Source organism: Amycolatopsis lexingtonensis (assembly GCF_014873755.1).
GTDB classification, from domain to species: Bacteria; Actinomycetota; Actinomycetes; order Mycobacteriales; family Pseudonocardiaceae; genus Amycolatopsis; species Amycolatopsis lexingtonensis.
This window is the reverse complement of record NZ_JADBEG010000001.1, coordinates 9,189,552-9,211,483: the sequence shown is the minus strand read 5'-3', so window position 1 is coordinate 9,211,483 and position 21,932 is coordinate 9,189,552. Positions and strand designations below refer to the sequence as shown.

The 21,932-nt window shown below is 73.1% G+C and carries 13 protein-coding genes; 4 read left to right on the top strand and 9 right to left on the bottom strand.

Going from position 1 to position 21,932, the window contains the following annotated elements; genetic code table 11:
* Nucleotides 1-34 precede the first annotated feature (34 nt).
* From H4696_RS43065 to H4696_RS43055, 3 genes are all read right to left on the bottom strand, one after another.
* A complete protein-coding gene (locus H4696_RS43065; RefSeq protein ID WP_086863086.1) occupies nucleotides 35-829 on the bottom strand; it encodes an MlaE family ABC transporter permease in 795 nt (264 codons plus the stop codon).
* Nucleotides 826-1,554: a hypothetical protein gene (locus tag H4696_RS43060; RefSeq protein ID WP_086863083.1), complete on the bottom strand. Its 729-nt coding sequence runs from the start codon at nucleotides 1,552-1,554 to the stop codon at nucleotides 826-828. The genes H4696_RS43065 and H4696_RS43060 overlap by 4 nt, the downstream gene beginning before the upstream one ends.
* Nucleotides 1,555-1,665: 111 nt before the next feature.
* Nucleotides 1,666-3,246, bottom strand: coding sequence for a DUF6801 domain-containing protein (locus H4696_RS43055; protein WP_192782843.1), 1,581 nt, complete (start codon nucleotides 3,244-3,246; stop codon nucleotides 1,666-1,668).
* Nucleotides 3,247-3,500: 254 nt separating this feature from the next.
* Here H4696_RS43055 and H4696_RS43050 point away from each other — a divergent pair, with 254 nt between their 5' ends.
* Nucleotides 3,501-4,436, top strand: coding sequence for an ATP-binding cassette domain-containing protein (locus tag H4696_RS43050; RefSeq protein WP_192782842.1), 936 nt, complete (start codon nucleotides 3,501-3,503; stop codon nucleotides 4,434-4,436).
* Nucleotides 4,433-5,266 carry an ABC transporter permease gene (locus tag H4696_RS43045; protein WP_086856269.1) on the top strand — a complete coding sequence of 278 codons (834 nt, stop codon included), beginning with the start codon at nucleotides 4,433-4,435 and terminating at the stop codon, nucleotides 5,264-5,266. Before H4696_RS43050 ends, H4696_RS43045 begins: the two co-directional genes overlap by 4 nt.
* A gap of 123 nt (nucleotides 5,267-5,389) precedes the next feature.
* Here H4696_RS43045 and H4696_RS43040 read toward each other — a convergent pair whose 3' ends face one another.
* Genes H4696_RS43040 through H4696_RS43020 form a run of 5 tightly spaced genes read right to left on the bottom strand, consistent with a single transcriptional unit; the run spans nucleotide 5,390 to nucleotide 17,121 of the window.
* Nucleotides 5,390-6,517 (bottom strand): glycosyltransferase, encoded by a 1,128-nt coding sequence (locus H4696_RS43040; protein WP_249026832.1) that lies wholly within the window; start codon nucleotides 6,515-6,517, stop codon nucleotides 5,390-5,392.
* Nucleotides 6,493-7,269: an alpha/beta fold hydrolase gene (locus H4696_RS43035; RefSeq protein WP_086856268.1), complete on the bottom strand. Its 777-nt coding sequence runs from the start codon at nucleotides 7,267-7,269 to the stop codon at nucleotides 6,493-6,495. The genes H4696_RS43040 and H4696_RS43035 overlap by 25 nt, the downstream gene beginning before the upstream one ends.
* Nucleotides 7,257-7,547: a phosphopantetheine-binding protein gene (locus H4696_RS43030; protein WP_086856267.1), complete on the bottom strand. Its 291-nt coding sequence runs from the start codon at nucleotides 7,545-7,547 to the stop codon at nucleotides 7,257-7,259. Before H4696_RS43030 ends, H4696_RS43035 begins: the two co-directional genes overlap by 13 nt.
* Complete coding sequence (locus H4696_RS51370) at nucleotides 7,544-11,380, bottom strand: beta-ketoacyl synthase N-terminal-like domain-containing protein (RefSeq protein WP_086856266.1); 3,837 nt, start codon at nucleotides 11,378-11,380, stop codon at nucleotides 7,544-7,546. Before H4696_RS51370 ends, H4696_RS43030 begins: the two co-directional genes overlap by 4 nt.
* Entirely contained in the window at nucleotides 11,374-17,121 is a 5,748-nt protein-coding gene (locus tag H4696_RS43020; RefSeq protein WP_086856265.1) for a type I polyketide synthase, read from the bottom strand. Before H4696_RS43020 ends, H4696_RS51370 begins: the two co-directional genes overlap by 7 nt.
* A 205-nt stretch (nucleotides 17,122-17,326) precedes the next feature.
* Here H4696_RS43020 and H4696_RS43015 point away from each other — a divergent pair, with 205 nt between their 5' ends.
* Both H4696_RS43015 and H4696_RS43010 read left to right on the top strand, forming a co-directional pair.
* Nucleotides 17,327-18,112 (top strand): SDR family oxidoreductase, encoded by a 786-nt coding sequence (locus tag H4696_RS43015; protein WP_086856264.1) that lies wholly within the window; start codon nucleotides 17,327-17,329, stop codon nucleotides 18,110-18,112.
* Nucleotide 18,113: 1 nt separating this feature from the next.
* Nucleotides 18,114-19,091, top strand: a complete 978-nt coding sequence (locus H4696_RS43010; RefSeq protein ID WP_086856263.1) for an aldo/keto reductase — start codon at nucleotides 18,114-18,116, stop codon at nucleotides 19,089-19,091.
* Nucleotides 19,092-19,291: 200 nt separating this feature from the next.
* On the opposite strand, the gene H4696_RS43005 is transcribed toward H4696_RS43010, so the two are convergent.
* Nucleotides 19,292-21,784, bottom strand: coding sequence for a CHAT domain-containing protein (locus tag H4696_RS43005; RefSeq protein WP_225958063.1), 2,493 nt, complete (start codon nucleotides 21,782-21,784; stop codon nucleotides 19,292-19,294).
* Between the last annotated feature and the right edge of the window lie 148 nt (nucleotides 21,785-21,932).

Sequence of the window (21,932 nt, the reverse complement as noted above, 5' to 3'; positions counted from 1 at the left end):
ACAGCCGGTCGCCGGGTTTGCCGAGGATGGCCACTCAGGTTCCCTTCGCCGGGACGAGCTGCAGGTACAGCGCGGTCAGCACGGTGTTGACGAAGAACAGCAGCAGGAAGGTGATGACGACGGACTGGTTGACGACGTCGCCGACGCCCTTGGGCCCGCCCTTCGGGTTCAGGCCGCGGTAGGACGCGACCACCCCGGCGAGGTAGCCGAAGATCACCGCCTTCACGGAGCTGACGACGAGGTCCGGCAGCTGCGCGAGGGCGTTGAAGCTGGCCAGGTACGCGCCCGGCGTGCCGCCTTGGATGATGACGTTGAAGAAGTAGCCGCCCAGCACACCGACGACGCTGACGAGTCCGTTGAGCAGCACGGAAACCCCGACGGCGGCCTGCACCCGCGGCACGATCAGCCGGTGGATCGGCGAGACGCCGAGCACCTCCATCGCGGCGATCTCCTCCCGGATGCTGCGCGCGCCGAGGTCTGCGCAGATGGCGCTGCCGCCCGCGCCGGCGATGATCAGCGTCGTCACGATCGGGCTCGCCTGCTGCACGACGGCCAGCACGCTCGCCGCGCCGTTGAACTGCTGGGCGCCGATCTGGCTGGTGAGCGAGCCGAGCTGCAGCGAGATGACCGCGCCGAACGGGATGGACACCAGGATCGCCGGCGTGATGGACACGCTGGCGATGAACCAGAACTGCTGGACGAACTCGCGCACCTGGTACGGGCGGCGGAACATCGCCAGGACGATGTCGAGGCCCATCGCGCACATGCGGCCGAACTCGCGCAGGCCGTTCGCCGCTTTCCGGGGAGCTTCGCTGAGCAGGGTGGTCATGCCGGCTTGCACCCGGAGCTGAAGCAGCGCAACGTGAGGTTCGAGACGAAGGTGTTGCCCGGCCCCGAAACCAGGCCGGTGAGCAGCCGGCTCAGGTCCTCGTGCCCGGTGCACCCGGCGAACGCGGGCGTCGTGAACGTCGAAGTCACCTTCACCGGCGGGGCCGGCAGCGAAATCGGCACCAATGCCTTGATGGTCACCGACGCGGGCTGCGCCGTCCGGCAGTTCGCGCCGACGTCGAGGGCCTTGCCGTCCACCTTCACGTCCGAGAGCTTGATGAACACCTTCGCGGTCACGTCGGTGTCGGCGCAGATGTTCGTCTGCGTGGCCTTGCAGTTGGTGTCCTTGCCGGTCTTCACAGTGGCCGTGCCGGTGGCGTCGCCGTCCGGGACGATCTCGACCCGGCCGGTGGTGCCCATGAACCGGAACGCGACGAAGTAGCCGTCGGTGGGCGGGATGTTCAGCTTGCCGGTGATCGGCACGGTGTTGGTGAGACCGCCGAGCGCGCCGTCGAAGGTGCCCGGTGGGAAGGCGATGTCCGACCCGAGCTTGGCCACGTGGCTCGTGGTCGGCTGCTGCGCGTCCCCGAGGGTGAACCCGAAGGGGATCTGCGTGGCCGCTTGCGCCTGAGGCGCGTTCTCGCTGGGCGCGGCTTCCGCGGCACCCAGCGAGAACGCGACTCCGATCAGCACGAGCGGCAGCGAGAACCGGGTCAGCACGGACATACGGCCTTCCTCATCGAAGGAGATCCTTTCCGAAGCTACTGACGATTCTCGTTGCGGGACAAGGGTTGTTCACGTTCTTGTCACGCGGGTCTGCGTTTTCGCGGCCCTACCTCACTTCTTGGTGAGGGTCACTTCCAGCTTGTTGCCGGGCCCGGAGGTGAGCCCGCTGATCAGACCGGTCAGGAAGCCGCAGCCGGTGAACTGCGGGATGCCGTAGGTCGCGGTCAGCTTGCCGCCCTTGAGCGGGTCGAACCCGGGCGCCGAGGCGAGCGGCACGTCGGCCGGCTTCACCGTGTGGCACGACTTCGACTGCAGGATCGGGAACCCGAAGACCCGCACCTTGGTCAGCTGGACGTCGATCTGGGCGTCCGCCTTGACCGCGCCGCCGGTGAGCGTGCCGTTGATCGCGCCGACCTGGTCGAGCTTCACCGTCGCCGACGCCGGGATGAAGCCGAGGACGCGGAAGTCCACGTCCGACTTCGGCAGCGCGAGCTGGGCGCCGAACTTGCCGGACGCGGCGTCGAGCTTCGCGTCCAGGCTGCCCGGGCCGAGCGGCAGCGTGGCGTGCAGCTGCTTGAGGAACGACTTGCCCTTGACCGAGTACTTGACCTCGATGCCGCCCGGCGGCGTGGTCGGCTGGGTCGTCGGCGTGGTCGGCTCGGTGGTGGGTGTCGTCGGTTCCGTGGTCGGCGTGGTCGGTTCCGTGGTCGGCGTGGTCGGTTCCGTCGTCGGCGTCGTCGGCTCCGTGGTCGGAGTCGTCGGTTCCGTCGTCGGGGTCGTCGGCTCGGTCGTCGGCGTCGTCGGCTCCGTGGTCGGCGTGGTCGGTTCCGTCGTCGGCGTCGTCGGCTCCGTGGTCGGAGTCGTCGGTTCCGTCGTCGGGGTCGTCGGCTCGGTCGTCGGCGTCGTCGGCTCCGTGGTCGGAGTCGTGGGCTCCGTCGTCGGCGTTGTCGGCTCCGTCGTGGGAGTCGTCGGCGTGGTCGGCGTCGTCGGCTCGGTCGTCGGAGTCGTCGGCTCCGTCGTGGGAGTCGTCGGCGTCGTGGGGGTGGTCGGCGTGGTCGGCGTCGTGGTGCCGCCCGCCGGCTTGATCTCGAACGTGCCGAGCAGCTGGTTCTGGCCCGGGACGGCGACGCAGTCCGACGTGAACGTGCCCAGGTCGGTCGGCTGGCCGTCCGCGGTGCGCGGGGTCATCGTGGTGCTGAAGTTCCCGACCGTCACCGAAGCGGTGCCGGGGCTGGGGAACGTCACCGCCGGCGCCTTGCCGCTGCTCTTGACGTGGAACGCGCCCGAGGGCGGCACCGGCGTCGACGCGATGGTCAGCGGCAGGTTCAGGTTCAGCGTCTTGTCGACCGGGTACTTGAGCTGCGCCGCGGCCTTCGCCGAGCCGTCGAGCGAGGTGGCGCCGACCAGGGCGAGGCCCTCGGTTGCGGTCTCCGGCACGGTGACGTCGACGTCGAAGGTGATCGGCGTCGACGAGGCACCCGCGACGGCGTTGTCGGGCAGGTTCGTGTCGATCTTCACCGCCAGTACCTGGTCGCCGATCAGCGGGAACGGGCAGTTGTAGTTCAACGTCAGGGTCACCGGCGCGGCCTCGGTCGGCCCGGCCCCGACGAGCACCACGGTCGCCGCGACCCCCGCGGCGGTGGCGGCGGCCAGGCCGAACGCGGGCTTTCTCGACTTCCACGAAAATCTCACGGGTCGTCACCTCAGGGAATGGGGGAATTTCAGCGAAAAGTACCTCCGTGTTTCCAGCCGAACAAGCGACCGTGAATTCTTTGTCACCCGTGAGGGATCACGCTCATCGGGAAGGGTCACGCAGGTCAGCGCTTGTCACATGCGGACGGATCGGGGTCGCGAAAATTGTCATGCGCACGGCCGGTGGCCGCGATCTTCTTGCTCGCAGCGCCCGCGTCCCGTTACCTTTTCCAAAAGTAGGGGAAGGAGCGGCCATGAACCAGCCGGTCATCGCCGTGACCGACCTCGCGAAACGGTACGGCGAAGTCACCGCGCTCGCCGGGATCAGCCTGACCGTCGCCCGCGGCGCGGTGCTGGCGGTCCTCGGCCACAACGGCGCCGGGAAGACCACGCTGATCGACATCCTCAGCACGCGCGTCCGGCCGAGCGCGGGCACCGCCCGCGTGTGCGGCTACGACGTCGTGCAGCGCGGGCGCGCGGTCCGGCGGCGGATCGGGGTGACCGGGCAGTTCGCCGCGGTCGACGACGCCCTGTCCGGGCGCGGGAACCTCGTGCTGATCGCCCGGCTGCTCGGCGCGAAACCCCGGCAGGCGCAGGCGCGGGCCGCCGAGCTCATCGCGTCCTTCGGCCTCGAAGACGCCGCCGACCGGCCCGCCGGCACCTATTCCGGCGGGATGCGGCGGCGGCTGGACCTGGCCGCGGGCCTCGTCGGCGCGCCGCAGGTGCTGTTCCTCGACGAGCCGACGACGGGACTCGACCCGGTGAGCCGGTCCGGGCTGTGGGCGGTCGTCGAAGGGCTCGCGGCGCGCGGCACGACCGTCGTGCTCACCACCCAGTACCTCGAGGAGGCGGACCGGCTGGCCGACCACGTCGTCGTCCTCGGCCTCGGGCACATCACCGTGTCCGGGACGCCGGCACAGCTCAAGGGACGGCTCGGCAACCGGACCGCGACGCTGACCTTCGGTACCGAGCTGGCGCTGCAGCGAGCCGCGGACGCGTTGTCCCGCTTGGGGATGGGGGCCGGGCGCACCGGGCTCGTCCTCGCGGTGCCGCTGACCGGGCCCGGCGACATCCCGGTGCTGGTGCGCGCGCTCGACACGGCGGGCGCGCCGCTGCGGGACCTGACGGTGACCGAGCCGACGCTCGACGACGTCTACCTGTCCCTGCACCGGACGGCGGTCGGCTGGTGACGCAGGCGCGGCACCGGGCGGCCGTCTCCGCGCTCGGCGATCCCACGGCGTGGCCGGAATCCGGGTTCTGGACCCAGGTCCGCGTGCTGGCGGGCCGTTCGCTGCGCACGGCGTTCGGCGACCGGCGACTGGTCTTCTTCGGACTGTTGCAACCGGTGGTGCTGCTCCTGTTGTTCAGCCAGGTGTTCAGCGGCGTCGGCGCCCTGCCGGGCGTGGCGGCGTACCAGGGTTACGTGAACTTCCTGGTGCCGGCGACGCTGGTGAACATCGCGATGACGACGGCGATGAGCTCGGGCGCGGGCCTGCTCGCCGAGATCTACGGCGGCTTCACCGGCCGGCTCCGCTGCCTGCCGATCTCCCTGGTCTCGGTGCTGGTCGCCCGCACGTTGGCCGACGCCGCGCGGCTCGCGGTCCAGCTGGTGGTGACGGCACTGGCGAGCGTGCTGTTCCTCGGCTTCCGCCCGGCGGGCGGCGTGCTGGGCCTGGGACTGGCGCTGCTGCTGACGCTGGTGGTCGGCTGGTGCCTGAGCTGGGTGTTCGTGGCGATCACGACGTGGCTGCGCAAGGCGGAAACCCTGCAGGCGGCGTCGTTCGTGGTGATGTTCCCGCTGATGTTCTCCTCCAGCGCGTACATGCCGCTGGACACGATGCCGGCGTGGGTGCGGGTGGTTTCGGCGGTCAACCCGCTGACGTACGCGATCGACGCGACCCGCGCGCTGGCGCTGGGCCGCCCGATCGGCTGGTCGGTGCTGACGGCCCTGGTGATCGCGGCGGTGGCCGCGGTGGCGGGCTCGACACTCGCGGCCCGCACCTTCCGCAACCGCGCCTGAAGGCCAGCCCTCAAAGCGCCCCAATGTGGCGTTGGTTGCGTCCAACGCACCGAACGCCACATTGGGTGCGCTGGACGCACCGAACGCCACATTGGGGCGCATGGCCGGATCAAGACCGGGACTTCAGCCCAGTGCCTCCAGGTGGGTCGCCGCTTCCGCCGCGCCACCCGCCGCCTCGAAGGACTCGCGGATCTTCTCGGCTCCGGAGCGGTACTGGCCGGCCGCCTCGATCGCCCGCCGGATGTCGCCCGCCTTGGCGCGGTCGAACCGCACGCGCACCCCCGCCGACGCCGCGACCACCTGCTGGGCCAGCATCGACTGGTCGTCCCGGATCGGCGCCACCACCAGCGGCACCCCGGCCACCAGCGCTTCGCACACTGTGTTGTGCCCGCCGTGGCAGACCACCACCGACGCCCGCGCGAACACCGCCACCTGCGGGATCCGCCGGGCCAGGGCGACACTTTCACTGATCAAGTGACCACTCGGGTCCACCACCAGGCCTTGCACGTCCGGCATCCCCGCCAGCGCGTCCACGCTCTCGGCGAGGAACCGGGCCCCCGCCGCCGCGTTCGACGTCCCCAGCGTCACCACGACCAGCGGCCGATCGTCCATAGAGGACCATTCACCGGGCGCCGAGGGCAGCGCCGGGCCGACGTAGGACACCGGCACCGCCAGCGGGGAATCGCCCGCGAGTGCCCGGGTCGTGAACGCCAGCACCAGGTGCGGCGAGAACCGCAGGTCGCCGAGCAGCACGCCGTGCCGCGCGCGCAGGCCCGCTTGCAGGTCGGCCACCCAGGACGCGATCTTCGGCAGCGAGCCCAGCGGGTCGGCCAGCTCGGTGGACGTCGACGCCGACGTCGCCCACGGCAGCCCGCACCGCGCGGCCACCAGCGCACCCGCCATCGCCTGCTGGTCCACCACGACGACGTCCGGCTCGAACACCGCGACGGCCGAAGCGACCCCGGGCACCATCGCGTCCGCCAGCGGCACCAGGTACGACTCCCACAGGTACTTCAACGCTGCGAACCCTCGCAGTTCCGGCGGCCGCAGGGCCACCGAAAACGGCGCGGAGTCCCCGGCCGGGAAGACCCGGCCGGGGACCACTGTGGACAGTGCGGGCACCGGACCGCACCAGGCCACCTCGTGCCCTCGCGCTTCGAGCACCGCGGCCACCCCTTGCAGCGGCGCCACGTGCCCGGCCAGCGGCGGGACGACCAGCAGGAACTTCACGCCGCGTGCCGATCGATCCACTTGAGCACCAGCTCGCGGACCTCGCGGTGCTGCTCCACCAGCACCGAGTGCCCTTGACCTTCGAAGACGTGCAGCTCGCCGTTCGGCAGCAACGACGTCAAGGCTTCGAGGTCGTCGGCCTGGTAGCCGTGACTGCCCAAAATGGACAGCACCGGGCAGCCGATCGCCGCCACCTGCTCCCAGGTGAGCAACGGCCCGAGCGGGACCTCCTCGGCCATCTTCGTCGACGTGATCCGCTCGGCCGCCAGCCGTGCGAGCCGCCGGTGATGTGCGCTGAAGTTCGCCTCGATCCAGTCGAAGCTCTCCTCCACCTGCAGGAACCGCACGGTGTGCGCGAGGATCTCGCGCATCTTCCCGGCCCACACCTCGGTCGCGGGCTCGGACTCGATGCACACGATGCTGCGCACGCGGTCCGGGTTCGCCACGGCGTAGCTGTAGGCGAGCGTGCCGCCGAAGCTGTTGCCCACCAGGTGCACCGGCCGGTCGACGGCCAGCTGCACCAGCAGGTCGTCGAGGTCGGCGACGAAGTCCCCGAGCGTGTAGCCGTGCACCGGGCGCTCGGTCTTGCCGTGCCCGCGCAGGTCGTAGCTGATCACGTCGATGCCCGCGGCCGCGACCGGCGGCGCCAGCGTGAGGTAGAAGCTGGCCAGGCTGTCGGTGCCCATGCCGTGCAGGAACACCACGGTCTCGGTACCGCCGGCGGGCACGAGCTGCACGTTGGTGCGCAACCCGTTGACGGTCATCGTGGGCACGTGCGCTCCCCCACGAACCGGGCGATGTCGCCGACGGTCAGGCCGATGACGTCGTCGAGGTCCTTCTCCGCCAGGTGCTCGGCGAGGTTGACGTCCGCGCCGAAGTGCTCGGCGAGGATGCTCGCGAAGGTCACCAGATCGATGCTTTCCAGCTGCAGGTCCTCGTGGAACGTCGTGTCGGGCGTGATCTCGATCCCGAGCACCTCGGCGTCGCCGACGAGCTCGGCGAGCAACTCGGCGACGACGTCGAACGTCGCGGACGCGTGGTCGATGGTCATGGCGTGCTCCTGTGGTGTGCGATGGCGGTCTCCCCGGTCAGCTCGACCGTGACGGTGCAGCGCGGCAGTTCCCGGTGCCTGCCGGACACCGTGCCGTCGTCGTGGACGCGGATTTCCGCCGGGTACACGGGCTCGGCGAGCCGGGCCCGGACGGCGTCCTTCGCGGCAATCTGCCGCAGCAGCCAGCCGCGCTGCCGGCGCGGGGGCACGGCGGCGAACTCGGCGCGCTCCTGGGCGCTGAGGTAGATCCCGGCGTAGATGTCCCGCGCGGCGACCGTCGGCCAGCGGTCGGTGACCGCGACCGAGCCGTCCTCCCGCCGTTCGGACAGCAGGTTTTCCGCGGGGAAGGCGTAGACGCGGTGGGCCGCGCGGTCGCACGGGAACCGGACGTCCCGCCAGCCCTCGACGCTCGCCAGCACCCGGCCGTCCCGCACCAGCTCGGCGTCCATCTCCAGGACGTCGGGCCGCGGCAGCCGGACCCGCACCTGGCAGGTCACCCGGGTGCCCGGCGGCGGTTCGGGGCCGTACCAGGTCAGCTTGCCGATCGAACGCGGGAACGCGAGCAGGTCGTCGGACCGGGTCGCCATCAGCCAGCAGCCGAGCAGCTGGCCGACGTTGTCGAGCAGCCCGCCGGGCGCGGACGGCACGACCAGCTCGCCGCGGATGTGCTGCTCGCCGAGCCCGGTCAGCCGGGCCAGGCCCTGGTAAGCCGGGCCGTGGAACATCTCGCGCCGCTCGTAGATCTCGGCCGCGCTCAGCGGCGGCGCGGTCTCCGGCCCGGGCACCCCGGCCGGTGGCGGCGGGGCCGCGTGGACCCCGACCTCGACGGTCAGCAGCGCGTACGGTCCGATCTCGACGGTCACGCGGTCGCCCTCGCGGCTCAGCGACAACGGCACCTCCCGGGCGGGTGACGCGATCAGCCAGCGCGAGAAGACGGCGTCCCGCACGGTCACCGCCTTCGTGCCCGGCCAGGTGCGTTCGACGGCCCGGCAGGCGAGGTCGACGAGCGTCGTCGCGGGCACCACCGGGCGGAAGTCGTCCTCGTCGGGCCAGTCGTCGCGCTGGCGGAAGAACCGGTGGTCGCGCAGGTACGGCATCGCGGCGAGCGAGACGTCCACTGTGGACTCGACTCGGCGTCGCGCGGCGGCCACGACGACGTCCGCCGCGCTCCGGCGGGTTTCGGTGAGCAGCGCGGTGAACTCGGCGACGATCGCGTCCGGTACCCCCGCGGGCAGCTCGGGCGGCGCCGCGGTGTCCAGGATGCCCCGGGCCGATTCCCCCAGCGACAGCAGGGGTTTCCCGGTGTTGAGCCGGACCCGCCGCGGCTCCAGCGCCGCGAAATCGGGGTCGCCGCCCTCGGTCCACAACGCGGTCGCGACCCGCCGCAGCTGCGCGAGCCCGGGCCGGGTGCCGGACGCGGCCGCGACGACCAGGTGCCGCCGCTCGCCGAGGGTGTCGGTGACGAAGGAGCCGAGCTGCCCGGCGCCGACCTGCACGAACGCCCGGAACCCGGCGTCGTGCAGTGCCTCGGTCAGCTGCCGGAACCGGACCGGGCGCAGCAGGTGGTCGAGGTAGAGCCGCCGGACGTCGGCCGCGGCCGCGGGGTACGGCCGCGTCGTCGTCGCCGACCACACCGGCACCGCGGGCGCCAGCAGGTCCAGGTCCGCGACGAGCCGCGCGAACGGCGCGAGGTGCGGTTCCATCAGCGGCGTGTGGAAGCCGGACCGGAACGGCAGCGTCCGGGCCACGATGCCGAGCCCGCGGCAGGTCACCGCGAACTCCGCGACGGCGGCCGGCGGCCCGCACACGATGGTCTGCTGAGCCGCGTTCTCGTGCGAGATCACGAGTTCGCCGGTGAGCAGCTCGGCCACCCGCGCGGCAGCACAGCCCAGCACCAGGTAGTCCGCCTCCGGCAGCTCGAACCCACCGGGCCAGTACCGCTCCAGCAGATCGGGTTCGGCCCGGTAGATCCCGGCGGCCTGCATGGCCGTCCACTCGCCGGCGCTGTGCCCGGCGAGCGCGTCCGGGCGGATCCCCAGCCGCCGCAGGGCGTGGTCGAGCAGCAGCCCGGTCGACGAGACGCTCGTGGCGCGGGCGGGCACGGTCGCCGTCGACCACTGTGGACGGTCGAGGCCGAAGTGCCGGGCCACGTCGTCGAGGCGCGGCTCGGCGTCGGCTTCCAGGCCCGGGTAGAGGAACGCGGTCTTGCCACCGGGCAGGAGCGGGTCGACCGAGCACCAGATGTCGCCACCGCCGTGCCACGACCGGCCCTCGGCCGCCACCTTCGCGAGCACACGGCGGGCGGTGGCCAGCTTGCGCTCGTCCGCGCCGACGATCCCCAGCCGGCAGCGCCCGTCGCCTTCGCCGGGCTTCTCGAGCTGCTCCAGCAGCGCTTCCGGCGTCGCCGCGGCCAGCCGCAGCACGCGTTCCGGCTCGTCGACGCGGACCCGCCGCTTCGGCGCCGGGTCACCGACTTCGAGCACGACGTGGGCGTTCACGCCACCGAAGCCGAACGCGTTGACCGCGGCCACCCGCGGCAGCTCGCCCCACGGCTCGGCCTCGGCCAGCACCCGGAACCGGGTCTTGTCCAGCAGCGGGTTCGGGTCGGCACAGTGGAGCGTCGGCGGCAGGACCCCGTGGTGCAGCGCGAGCGCGACCTTCACCAGCCCGGCGACCCCGGCGGTCGGCAGCGTGTGCCCGATCATCGACTTCACCGAGCCGATCACCGAGCGCGGCCCGCTCGCCTGGCCGAAGACGTCGGCGACGGTGGTCAGCTCGGCGGCGTCGCCGGCGGGGGTGGCGGTGCCGTGGGCCTCCAGCAGGCCGATCTCCGCCGGGTCCAGCCCGGCCCAGGCGCGCCGCAGGGCGAGGGTCTGCCCGGCGACGGACGGGCTGAGCAGGCTGGCGCCCCGCCCGTCGCTCGACGTGCCGCTGCCGCGGATCACGGCGTACACGCGGTCGCCGTCGCGGCGGGCGTCGGCCAGCCGCTTGAGCACGACGATCGCGGTGCCCTCGCCGATGAGCATGCCGTCGGCGGCACGGGACAGCGGGCTGATCCGCTGGCTCGGCGACAACGCGCCGAGCTGGGTGAACAGCGCCCACAGCGTGTCGTCCTGCGTCTGGTGCGCCCCGCCGGCCAGCACGACGTCGCAGCGGCCGCGGGTCAGCTCGCCGATCGCCTGGTCGACCGCGACCAGCGAGGACGCGCAGGCGGCGTCCACTGTGTACGCCGGACCGCCGAGGTCGAGCCGGTTCGCGACGCGGGCCGCGGCGAGGTTCGGCACCAGCCCGGCCGCGGTCTCCGGCCGGAACTCGCCCAGCGGTTCGAGGAGGGCCGCGCGCAGCCGCTCGAGGACGTCCGGGCCGGCCGCGGGCATCAGCTCGCCGACCGTGCGGGTGATCTGCCGGACGGTGCGGACGCGCTGGTCGAAGCCCTGCAGCCCGGGCGAGAGGTACCCGCCGCGGCCGAGCACGACGCCGATCCGCTCAGGGGCGCCGAGCCGCCCCAGGCCACCGGCGTCCTCGACCGCGGCCACGGCGACGGCCAGCGCCGTGAGCTGGTCCGGCTCGGTCCCGTCGAGCGACGTCGGCGGCACGCCGTGGGCGATCGCGTCGAACTCCAGGGTGTCCGCGGTGAAGCCGCCGCGCCGGCCGTGGGTCCGGTCGGGCGCGGCGCCGTCGTGGCCGTGGAACGCGGGATCGCGGCGGTGCGGCGGGATCTCGGTGACGGCGTCGGTGCCGGCCACCAGGTTCCGCCAGTACTGGTCCACAGTGGAAGCGCCGGGCAGGAACACGCCCATGCCGGTGATCGCCACCGGCTCCTGGCTCACCACAACGACGCCGTGTACAGGACCGCACGGTCGGTGCCGTAGGCGAGTTCGCGCAGCAGGGCCGCGACACCCTCGTCCGCGTCGAGCAGGCCGACGTCCCGGCGTTCGTACTCGCGGGCCAGCTCCGGCGAGACCATGCCGCTGTGGTCGGCCGCGGGCGCCCACGGTCCCCAGTGGACGGTCACCGCCCGGCCCGGCCAGGTCCTCGCCAGCGTCTCCAGCGCGTCGTTCGCCGCGGCGTAGTCGGTCTGGCCGCGGTTGCCGAGCACCGCCGCGATGCTGCCGAAGAAGGTGACGAACCCGGGCTCTGCGCCGGTCTCCGCCAGCGCGGCGAGCAGCGTGCGGGCACCGTCCGCTTTGGTCTCGAAGACGGTCCGGAACGACCGCTCGTCCTTGTCCGCCATGAGCTTGTCGTCGATGACCCCCGCGGCGAAGACGACACCGTCGATCCGCCCGCCGAGTTCCTTGACCAGCTGGTGCACGGCTTCGGTGTCCCGCACGTCGAGCGACCGGTACGCCGGGTCGCCGCCGGCCGCGCGCACCTCGTCGAGCGTGCGCCCGATCTCGCGCTGGGCCAGCACGGTCCGCACCCGGCGCTCGATGTCGGCGACCGAACCACCGCGGCCGGCCAGCACCGCGCGCATCGCGGCGGGGTCGGCGGGCAGGTCGTCCGGCTCGCCCGGCCACGGCGTGCGCCCGGCGAGTTCGATCCGGCACCCGGAGGCGGCGAACGCGACGGCCGCGCGGGCGGTGATCCCGCGGGCGCCGCCGACCAGCAGGACCACGGAGTCCGGGCCGAGGCCCAGCGCGGCCAGTTCGCCGCCGCCCGGCCCGGCGCCGGAGTAGGCGATCGAGCCGAGATCGGCGGGCCGGGGTTCGATCGTGAACCGGCCGCCGTCGTCGTGGCCGACCACCGACGGCCCGTCGCTGAGAGCCTCGTCGACCAGCACCTTGGCGACGTCCTGCGTGACCTCGACCAGCCGGGTGACGCCGTCGCGTTCGAGTGCGGCCGACCGGACCAGGCCGCGCAGGCCCGGCACCGCGTCCGGCTCGGCCGCCACGAGCACGGTCCCCCGCAGCGCCTTGAGCCGGGTGAACACGTCGGTCAGGTCGCGGGCGAGGAGCACGGTGATGTCCGCGTCGCCGTCGACGACCGCCGCACCGGCCGCGGCGAACGCGGTACTGACGGAGTCATCCTTTCCGAGCACCGCCACGGATTTCCCGTGCAGCCGCGCGGGATCCGGGTCGAGCGGCACCGGTACCCGGTCGAGCCGGTACCGGGTGGGCGCGGCGGCCATCGGGGTGGGGCTGAGCCAGGTCTCCAGGTGCGCGGTCAGCGCGTCGGCCGTCCGGTCGCGGCTGAGCTGGTCGGTGCGGTCGTCGGCCGGCAGTCCCAGCCGGGACAGCAGCGTGCCCGCGATTTCGGTGCGCTTGATCGAGTCGATCGACAGGTCGGCTTCGAGGTCGAGGTCGCCGGCGATCATCTCGGCCGGGTAGCCGGTGCGCTCACTGATCACGCCGATCACCGTGCCGAGGACGTCGGCCGGCGCCTCGGCGACCGGCTCGGGTTCCGGTTCTTCGAGCACCACCGGCACCGGCGCGGGAGCGGGCACGGGCGCCGGGGCGGGCGCGCTGCCGAGGTAGCCGAGCATCACTTCCCGTTGCGCCGCCACGAGTTCGCGGGTGGTGCGCAGGAAGTCGACGACCGCCTGGTCGCGGCCGGGAGCGGGCTGGGTCATGGCGGTACTCCGGATTCGTCGGGCCGGGGGCAGGGCGGGGACCTCGGCGCCGGGCGCGCGGGCGGACCGCCCGTCCACGGCCCAGGCGGTGGGGGACGGTGCCGGGGGCTTGGCGCGCTCGAGGCGTTCGGTGCGGACGTCGACGCCCGCGTCGGCCAGTTTCGCCAGTGCGGTCACGAAACCGGTCAGGTCGGGTCCACAAGCGACGACCGTGTGCGGGCGGTCGCCGAGGATCTCCGCGACCAGCCGGGACAGCACCCGGCCGGGCCCGGCCTCGACGAACGTCCGCGCGCCCGCCGCGTACATCGACTCGATCTGCTCGAGGAACCGCACCGGCGCGCCGATCTGCGCGGCGAGTTCGGCCTTCACGTCGCCGTCGTAGGGCGCCGCGGTGCGGTTCGCCCACACCGGCAGCTTCGGGTCCACAACGGACTCTTCCACGAGCTCCGCCGCGAAAACGGCACCCGCGCCCGCGACCAGCGGGCTGTGGAACGCGCAGGCGACCGGGATCCGCTTGGCGGCGAACCCGGTCTCGCGCAGCCGCCGGATCGCGCGTTCGACCGCCGGCACCGAGCCGGAGAGGACGACCTGCTCGGGGGCGTTGTGGTTGGCCACCACGACGTCCGGGCCGATCAGGGTGGATGTCAGCGCGTCCCGCGGCGCCTTGACCGCGGCCATCGCGCCGGGCTCGGCGACGTCGGCGATGGCCCGCGCGCGGGCCCGGCTGAGCCGCAGCAGCGTCCCGGTGCCGAACGCGCCCGCGACCGACAGCGCGACCAGCTCGCCGTAGCTGTGCCCGGCCAGGAAGTCCGGGCGGACGCCGACCTGCGCCAGCAGCCGGACCACCGCCGTCTCGACGAGCCCGAGCGCGGGCTGCGCGATCCGCGTGTCGGTAAGGGCTTTCTCCTGCTCCTGGACGGCGTCCGCGGCGAACACCCGGGGCGGGAACGCCTTCGCGGCGACGTCGGGGGCGAGCTTGAGCAGGTCGGCGAGCTCCGGGAAGTGCACGAACAGCTCGGCGAGCATGCCGGGGCGCTGGCTGCCCTGGCCAGGGAAGAGGAAGGCGATCTTCCCGGGGTCGGCGTCGGCGCGCCGGATCCCGGCAAGGGCTTTCTCCGCGCCGGCGGGCCAGTCACGCGGGCCGTGCCGGCGGTCCGGGGCGACCGGGCCGGCACCGAGCACGGCGTGGAAGTTGGTGCCGCCGAAGCCGAACGCGCTGACCCCGGCCAGCCGGGCCGGGTCCGCCCACGGGCGCGCCGCGGTGGTGAACGTGAACGGGCTGGTGGCCGGGTCCCAGGCGGCGTTCGGCTCGCTCAAGTGCAGCGTCGGCGGGACGACTTCGTGCCAGAGCGCCAGCGCCGCCTTGATCAGCCCGGCCAGGCCGGCCGCGCACTTCGTGTGGCCGATCTGGCTCTTGACCGAACCGAGCGCGCAGCTGCCGGGCGCGGCGCCGGCGTCGGCGAAGAAGCCGGTCAGCGTCCGCAGTTCGGTCGCGTCCCCGACCACCGTGCCCGTGCCGTGCGCTTCGACGAGCCCGACGTCCACTGGGGACACTCCGGCGTCGTGGTAAGCGCGTTCGAGGGCGCGGTACTGGCCTTCCGGGCGGGGTGCGGTCAGGCCGAGCGCCTTGCCGTCGCTGGCCGCGCCGACGCCCTTGACCACCGCGTAGATCCGGTCGCCGTCGCGCTCGGCGTCGGCGAGGCGCTTGAGCACCAGGCAGGCGACGCCCTCGCCGAGCGCGATCCCGTCGGCGGCGGCGTCGAACGGGCGGCAGCGGCCGGTCGGCGAGAGCGCGCCGGCCGAGGTGAACATCAGGTAGTCGTGGATGCCGTTGTGCAGGTCGACGGCGCCGCAAAGGACCAGCTCGCTGGTCCCGGCGCGCAGTTCCTTGGCGGCCAGGTCCAGCGCGGCCAGTGAAGACCCGCACGCGGCGTCCACGGTGTAGTTGGCGCCGCCGAGGTCGAGCCGGTTGGCGATCCGGCCGGAGATGACGTTGGCGAGCGTGCCGGGGAAGGTGTCCTCGGTCGGTTCGGGCAGCTGCGCCAGGAGTTCGGGCGGCACCTCGTCGAGGTAGCCCTCGAGCAGGGACCGCAGGGTGCCCGCGTTGGCCAGGTCGCCGCCCGCCTCCGCGCCGAACACGACGCTCGTGCGCTCGCGGTCGAAGTCGCGGTGCGCGTACCCCGCGTCTTCGAGGGCCCGGCGCGCGGTTTCCAGCGACACCAGCTGGGCCGGGTCGATGCGGCCCATGGCGGACGGCGGGATCCCGAAGTCGAGCGGGTCGACGGCCACCGGCGGCAGGAAGCCACCCCACTTCGACGTCGACTGTCCGAAGTAGACCTCCGGGTCCCAGCGCTCCGGCGGCACCTCGGTGACGGCGTCCGCGCCGCGCAGGACGGTCGACCAGAACGCTTCGAGGTCCGGGGCGCCGGGGAACGTGCAGGCCATCCCGATGACGGCGATGTCGCGGGTGCCCGCCGCCGGCACGGGCTCTTCGGGGCGGGTGAACGTTTTCCCGGCCGTGACATCGCGGTGCAGCTCGGCGATCGTCGTCTTCCGGTCGCGCAGCACGGCGACCTGCCCGGCCATGAACATTCCTTCGGCGAGCTGGGCCTCTTCGTCGACCACCGCACCGCCGTGCCGCACGCCTTTGCTCGCGACGCGCAGCCGTCCGGTGTTCAGCTCCTCCAGCCGCTGCCAGGCCTCCTGCGCGGGCACGTCCCGCAAGTTCGCTTTCACCTGCTCGAATTCCGCGGTGTACGGGCTGGGCAGGCAGCGCGTGCGATGGCCCGGCGCGGTCTCGAGCGTGACGGTGGTGGCGGCTTCGAGCGCGCGCCGCTGGAACAGGTCCGTGATCGCGCCGTGCGTCACGGCTTCTTCGGTGAAGAGGTACGCGGTGCCCATCAGGACGCCGACGGCGTCGAGCGGCGCCGCCATCGCCCGGACGACGGCCGCCGAGCGGGCGTCGTGGATGCCGCCGGCGAACAGCACTTCGACGTCCTTCGCCGCGCCGAGCACGGCCAGTTGTTCCTCCCACAGCTCGAAACTGGAGCGCGGGCCGACGTGCCCGCCGCATTCGGCGCCCTCGAAGACGAACCGGCGGACCCCGGCGTCGAGGTACTGGCCGAGCAGGATCGGCGACGGCACGTGCACGAAGGTCGCGATCCCCTCGGCTTCGAGGGCCTTGGCCTGCCCGGGTTTCCCGCCCGCGATCAGCACGCACCGCGGCCGGGCGGCGCGGATCGCGGCGAGCTGCGCGGCCCGCAGATCGTCCGGGACGAAGCCGAGGATCCCCGCGCCCCACGGGCGGCCGCCGAGCACTTCGGCGGTGCGGTTGAGGAGTTCGGTGGTGCGCGTGCCGTTCGCGGTGGCCACGGCGACGAACGGGAACCCGCCCGCTTCGGCGACCGCGGCCGCGAACGCGGGCTGATCGCTCACCCGCGTCATCGGTCCCTGGACGACCGGGAGCGCGGTACCCAGCGTCCGCAGGAGCCGGTCCGGCGAGGGCACGCCGGGGACGGTGGCACCGGCGATCCGGCGCACATCGGATTCCACTGTGGACTTGCTGACGACGCCCGCCGCGCCGCCGGCCAGCGCGCCGACGGCGGTCCGCGGCCCGGCCACGGTCCCCCACACCGGGACGTCGAAAGTGTTCAGGAGTTGTTGCAGCAGCACGAAGTCGCTCAGCTCACTGCCGCACGCGACCAGCCCCAGCGCGCCTTGCTCCACCGCCTCGGCGGCCGTGGCGACGTCACCGACTTCGGCGAGCGCGCCCGCCCACGGCGCTTTCGTGCGGACGGCGAAGGCCGCGCCCGCGGGCAGCGGACCGTCGGTGCGCACGCCGTAGGGCACCCGGACCCGGTCGGCGACCAGCGCCACGGCCACCGGATCGGCGCCGTCGAGCACGCCGAGGCCGCCACCGCGGGCGACCGCGGCGACGGCGTCCGGGTCGCCGATGCCGAGGCAACGCAGCCGTCGAACGTGCGACGGCGGGACGAGCTCGGCCATCGGCGGACCTCCTGAGCGCGGGGTGGGGCGATCTTCAGAAATAACGCACCGGACCGGTGAAAAGCAATACTCGTGCTAGAGTACGAAACCGTGGAACACTCCGCGATCATGGCCCTGACCAGCACTTTTATCACCTGGATCGCAACCGAAGAATGCATTTCCCGCACGCAAGTGACAATTCGACCGTGAAATACCTGGAGCCCGCGTGGAACTGACTGGACGGGTGGTCGTGCTGACCGGCGCGGCACACGGGATCGGGGCCGCGATGGCCCGCCGCTTCGCCGCCGAGGGCGCGGCGGGCGTGGTGGTGTCCGATGTCGACGCCGCTGGCGCGGCCCGGGTGGCCGACGAGATCGCCACCGCGGGCGGCCGCGCCGTCGCGGCGACCGCCGACGCGACGTCCAAAAAGGACTTGAAGGCGCTGGTCGCGACCGCCCGCGCCGAGTTCGGCCCGGTGGACCTGTTCTGCGCCAACGCCGGCGCGGCGTTCGGCACCGGTGTCCACGCCTCTGACGAGCAGTGGCAGAAGTCCTGGGAGATCAACGTGCTGCAGCACGTCCACGCCGCCCAGGCCGTGCTGCCGGCGATGCTGGCGCGCGGCGAAGGCTACCTGCTGCTCACGGCGTCGGCCGCCGGGCTGCTCGGGACCCCGGGCGACGCGCCGTACTCGGTGACCAAGCACGCGGCCGTCGGCCTCGCCGAATGGCTGGCGATCACCTACCGGCCGCGCGGCATCCGGGTCAGCGCGCTGTGCCCGCTCGGCGTCCGCACGGCGCTGCTCGAACCCGGCATCGCCGCCGGCCACCCGGCCGCGCTGGCGATCGCGGCGGCGGCCCCGCTGCTCGAACCCGAGGACGTCGCCGAGGCCGTCGTGCACGGGCTCGGCAAGGAGGAGTTCCTGATCCTGCCGCACGAATCGGTGCGGGAATCGTTCGCCCGCAAGGCGCGCGCGGTCGACGCGTGGATCGACGAGATGGCCGTGGGAGGCTGAAGTGGAGTACCGCAGGCTCGGCGCGAGCGGGCTCGCCGTCAGCGAGATCGCGTACGGCAACTGGCTGACGCACGGCGAACCCGGCTGCGTCGCCGCGGCGCTGGACGCCGGCATCACGACGTTCCACACCGCGGCCGCGTGGGACGGCGGCGCGGCGGAAGAGGCGTACGGCGCGGCGTTTTCCGGAACCAACCGCGACGAACTGGTGCTGTGCACCGGGGTGTTCTGGCCGGAGGGCCCCGGCCCGAACGCGGCCGGGCTGAGCCGCAAGCACGTGATCGCGTCGTGCGAGGGCTCGCTGCGGCGGCTGCGCACCGACCACGTCGACGTCTACCAGCTGCTGCGCTTCGACTACCGCACGCCGGTCGCGGAGACGTTCCTCGCGCTGTCCGATCTGGTGCGGCAGGGGAAGATCCGGTACGTCGGCACGTCGGAGTGGACGGCCGAGCAGCTGCTGCAGGCCCACGAAGCCGCGCAGCGGTACGACGTCCCGCTGATCGCCAACCAGCCGCACTACTCGATGCTGTGGCGGGTGGCGGAGGCGCAGGTGATGCCGGTGTGCGACCGGATCGGCGTCGGGCAGTTCGCCTCGGTGCCGCTCGCCCAGGGCGTGCTCACCGGCAAGTACCACGACGGCCGGATCCAGGCGGGCTCCCGCGCGGCCGGGCCGGCGTACGCGCGGCCGTTGCTGATGCCGGAACTGCTGGAGCGGGTGGAGCTGCTGCGCGGCGTCGCCGACGACGCGGGCCTGACGATGGCACAGCTCGCGCTGGCGTGGACGCTGCAGCACGAGGGCGTCGCCGCGACGGTGGCCGGGGCGAGCACGCCCGAGCAGGTCACGGAGAACGCGAAGGCCGCCGGCGTCCGGCTCGACCTCGACGTCCTGACCCGGATCGACCAGCTGCTGGGCAGCTTCGTCCAGACCGACCCGCGGCTGGTGTGGTCCCCGCCCGCCCAGTCGGCACCGGCACGAACGTGACGCCCGCGACCCGCCGATGTCTTGAATGAGTCATTCAGGTCTTCGGAGGTCCTGAATGACTCATTCAAGACACCTCGTGCCCACCCGGCGCGACTGTTCCGGGCCCGTCGCCGGCGACTCGCGACATCTTGAACGAGTCGTTCACCTCGCCGGACGCGGTGAAAGGGTCGTTCACGACGTCCGGACCACCAACGTCCCCTTCAGCCCGCGCCGAGGCAGACGAACGGACGGCGGAACGGGTCGACGGCGATCGCGTCGGCCAGCGCCAGCGCCGGGCTTTCCCGCTCGGCCAGCGCCCGGTAGTAGTCGTCCATCGCGGCCGCCGAGGCCAGGTCGCCGACGCGGGACAGCGGCGCGATCACCGTCCTCGAACCGCTGGCCAGCAACGCGCTGGCGAAGCCGAGGGCTTCGTCGCCGGGCCGGATCCGGTTCAGCGCCAGCTCGCACGCGGCGAAGACGACCTGGCGCGGCGGCTGCCGCAACCCGGCCATCTCATGCCCGAAGAGAGCGCCGTCGGCGAGCTCGAGCCGGGAGAAGAGCGCGTTCTCCGGCTCGTGCGCCCCGTGCGCGGCGAAGTGCGCGAGCTTCGCACCGTCCATCGCGCGCAGCACGGACTTCACGGTGGCCTTGGCGCCGGTCATGGTCGTCGCGGTGCGGTAGTGCGTGGTCAGCTTCTCCAGCTCACCCCGCGCCCCGGCCAGCCCGGGCCCGCGGACGAGCACGATCCGCCGCGCCCGCGTCAGCTTGGTGAGCTCGGCGGCGAGCCACGCGGTCGCCGAGGGCGCGACGACGGTCGGGCGCCCCCGCAGCCCCGGCAGCACGCCCCACGGCACGGCGTAGAGCGGCCCGGTCGGGACGATCACCAGTTCCCGCTCGCCGAACAGCTCGGCGAGAGGCTGGATGAGCTGCGCGTCGAGCTTGTCGGCCTGCTTGCGCGCGGACGCCATGACGACCTCGGCCAGCCGCTCGGGCAGATTGTCCGGCGCGAGCGCGTCGAGGTCGACGTTGAGCACCCGCGCGGACTCGGCGGCGGCCCCGGCCGACCCGAGCCGCACGAGCCGGCACTCGCCACCGGCCACGACCACGGCGACGAGCTCGTCCCCGGAAGCGGCGAAGCTGACCATGGCCCGCTCCCCGAGCCGCGCGACGACCTCCCCGAGCCCGGCCACCGGCCGCGGCCGTCCCCACCGCCCGGTGTGCCACCCGAGCCGCTGGGCCTCCCGCAGCCGTTCGTTGTACTTGGCCCGCAGCCCGGCGATCGGGTGCCCGTCGTGCTGGGCCTCCTGGATGGCCTGCCCGAGCCCGCGCACCTCGGCCACGCTCGCGGCGAGCTCGGGATCGGTCCCGGCGGAGAGCGGTTCGTACCGGTAGGTCTGCGCCCGCGTGCGTTCGAGCCAGACGAACAGCCGCCGGGCGTCGTTGCGTTCGAGCACGAGCTTCACGGCGAGATCGGCCAGCTCCTGCCCGTGCAGCGCGGTCCCGGAGAGGAGGTCGAGCCCGCCCATCCGGTCGCGCACGGCGTCGAGTTCGGTGAGCCCGGACCGGATTTCGGTGAGCGCCTTCGCCCGGTTCCCCTGCGCGACGGCGAGCTCGGCCCGGCAGAGCCGGCGCAGCATCCGGTAGTCGATCGGGGTGAGCTGCCCGGGCCGGGGAACCGCACGGAGGGTCTCGCCGGCCCGTTTGAGGTTCCCCCGCCGGATGTCCAGCCGCACGGCGAGCATCCGCGCGGTGGCGGCCTGCTCGGTCAGCAGCGGCGCAGGCATCTTCGCGGCGATCCGGAGGGCGCGGGTCGGCAGCGCGGCCGGGATCACCCCGGCGCGCAGCGCTTCCCGCACGTCGGCCTGCAGCCCGGTCAAGGTCGCGTTGGCGACGCAGGTGCGGCAGCCGACCTTGAGCATCCCGCGGCGGGCGGATGCGGCCATGCTCCGCGCCAGCGCGAGGTCGTCGGTCATCAGTGCGGCGGCCGCGCGGTGCAGCTCGGCGTTGGCGCGCTTGCGCGTGACGTTGTGCTGCTCGTTCATCATCGCGAGAGCGTCGTCGAGGTGGCCGCCCGCCTCGTCCGCCAGCCCGGCCGCCATCAAGGCCTGCGCCTGTTCGAGCCGGAGCTGGAGCGGGACTTCCAGGCCGAGCGCCTGGTACGTGCGCTCCCCGATCTGGTACAGCCGCAGGGCCTCGGGCAGGTCGCCGGTGCGGTGCGCGAGCACGCCGAGGCTGCGGCGGACGTCGGCCGCTTCCACCCTCAGTTCGTGCTTCTCGGCGAGTTCGAGCGCCCGGGTCAGGTCGCCGTGCGCCTGGCGGACGTTGCCGAGCTTCGCGTGCGACCAGCCGCGCGCCGAAAGCGTCTGCACGAACGCACCCATGCGGGCCGCGGGGTTCGGGCCGTGCGCCAGCCGGTACTCGTGGTGCTCGAGCGACTCTTCGAAGTACCCGATGCTGTCTTCGTTCCGGCCCACGGTCATGAGCTTCATGGCGTAGTTGTGGTTCAGCGATGCGCTGAGCTCGGCCTTGAGCACGGGATCGGTGACCGCGTCGATCAGCAGGCGGACGTCGTCGAGGCCGGCCAGCCCCGCGGGGACGTCCCCGGTGATCTCGGTGGAGATCGCGGCCAGGGTGCTGGCGAGGCGGATGCGCGTCACCAGCCAGTCGGAGCGGTGGGCCGGCGCCACGGGGTGGATCGAGTCGAGCAGGGTCATCCCCTGCCGAAGCTGCCGGACCCCGTCGTGGTAGCGCCCCAGGCAAGAAGCGGCGGAGGCCGCCTTCTGCAACGTGCGCACCCGCTCGAGCACATCGGTGGGGTTGGGGTTCGTCACAGGCACACTCCTATGACAGCACAGCCGAGGG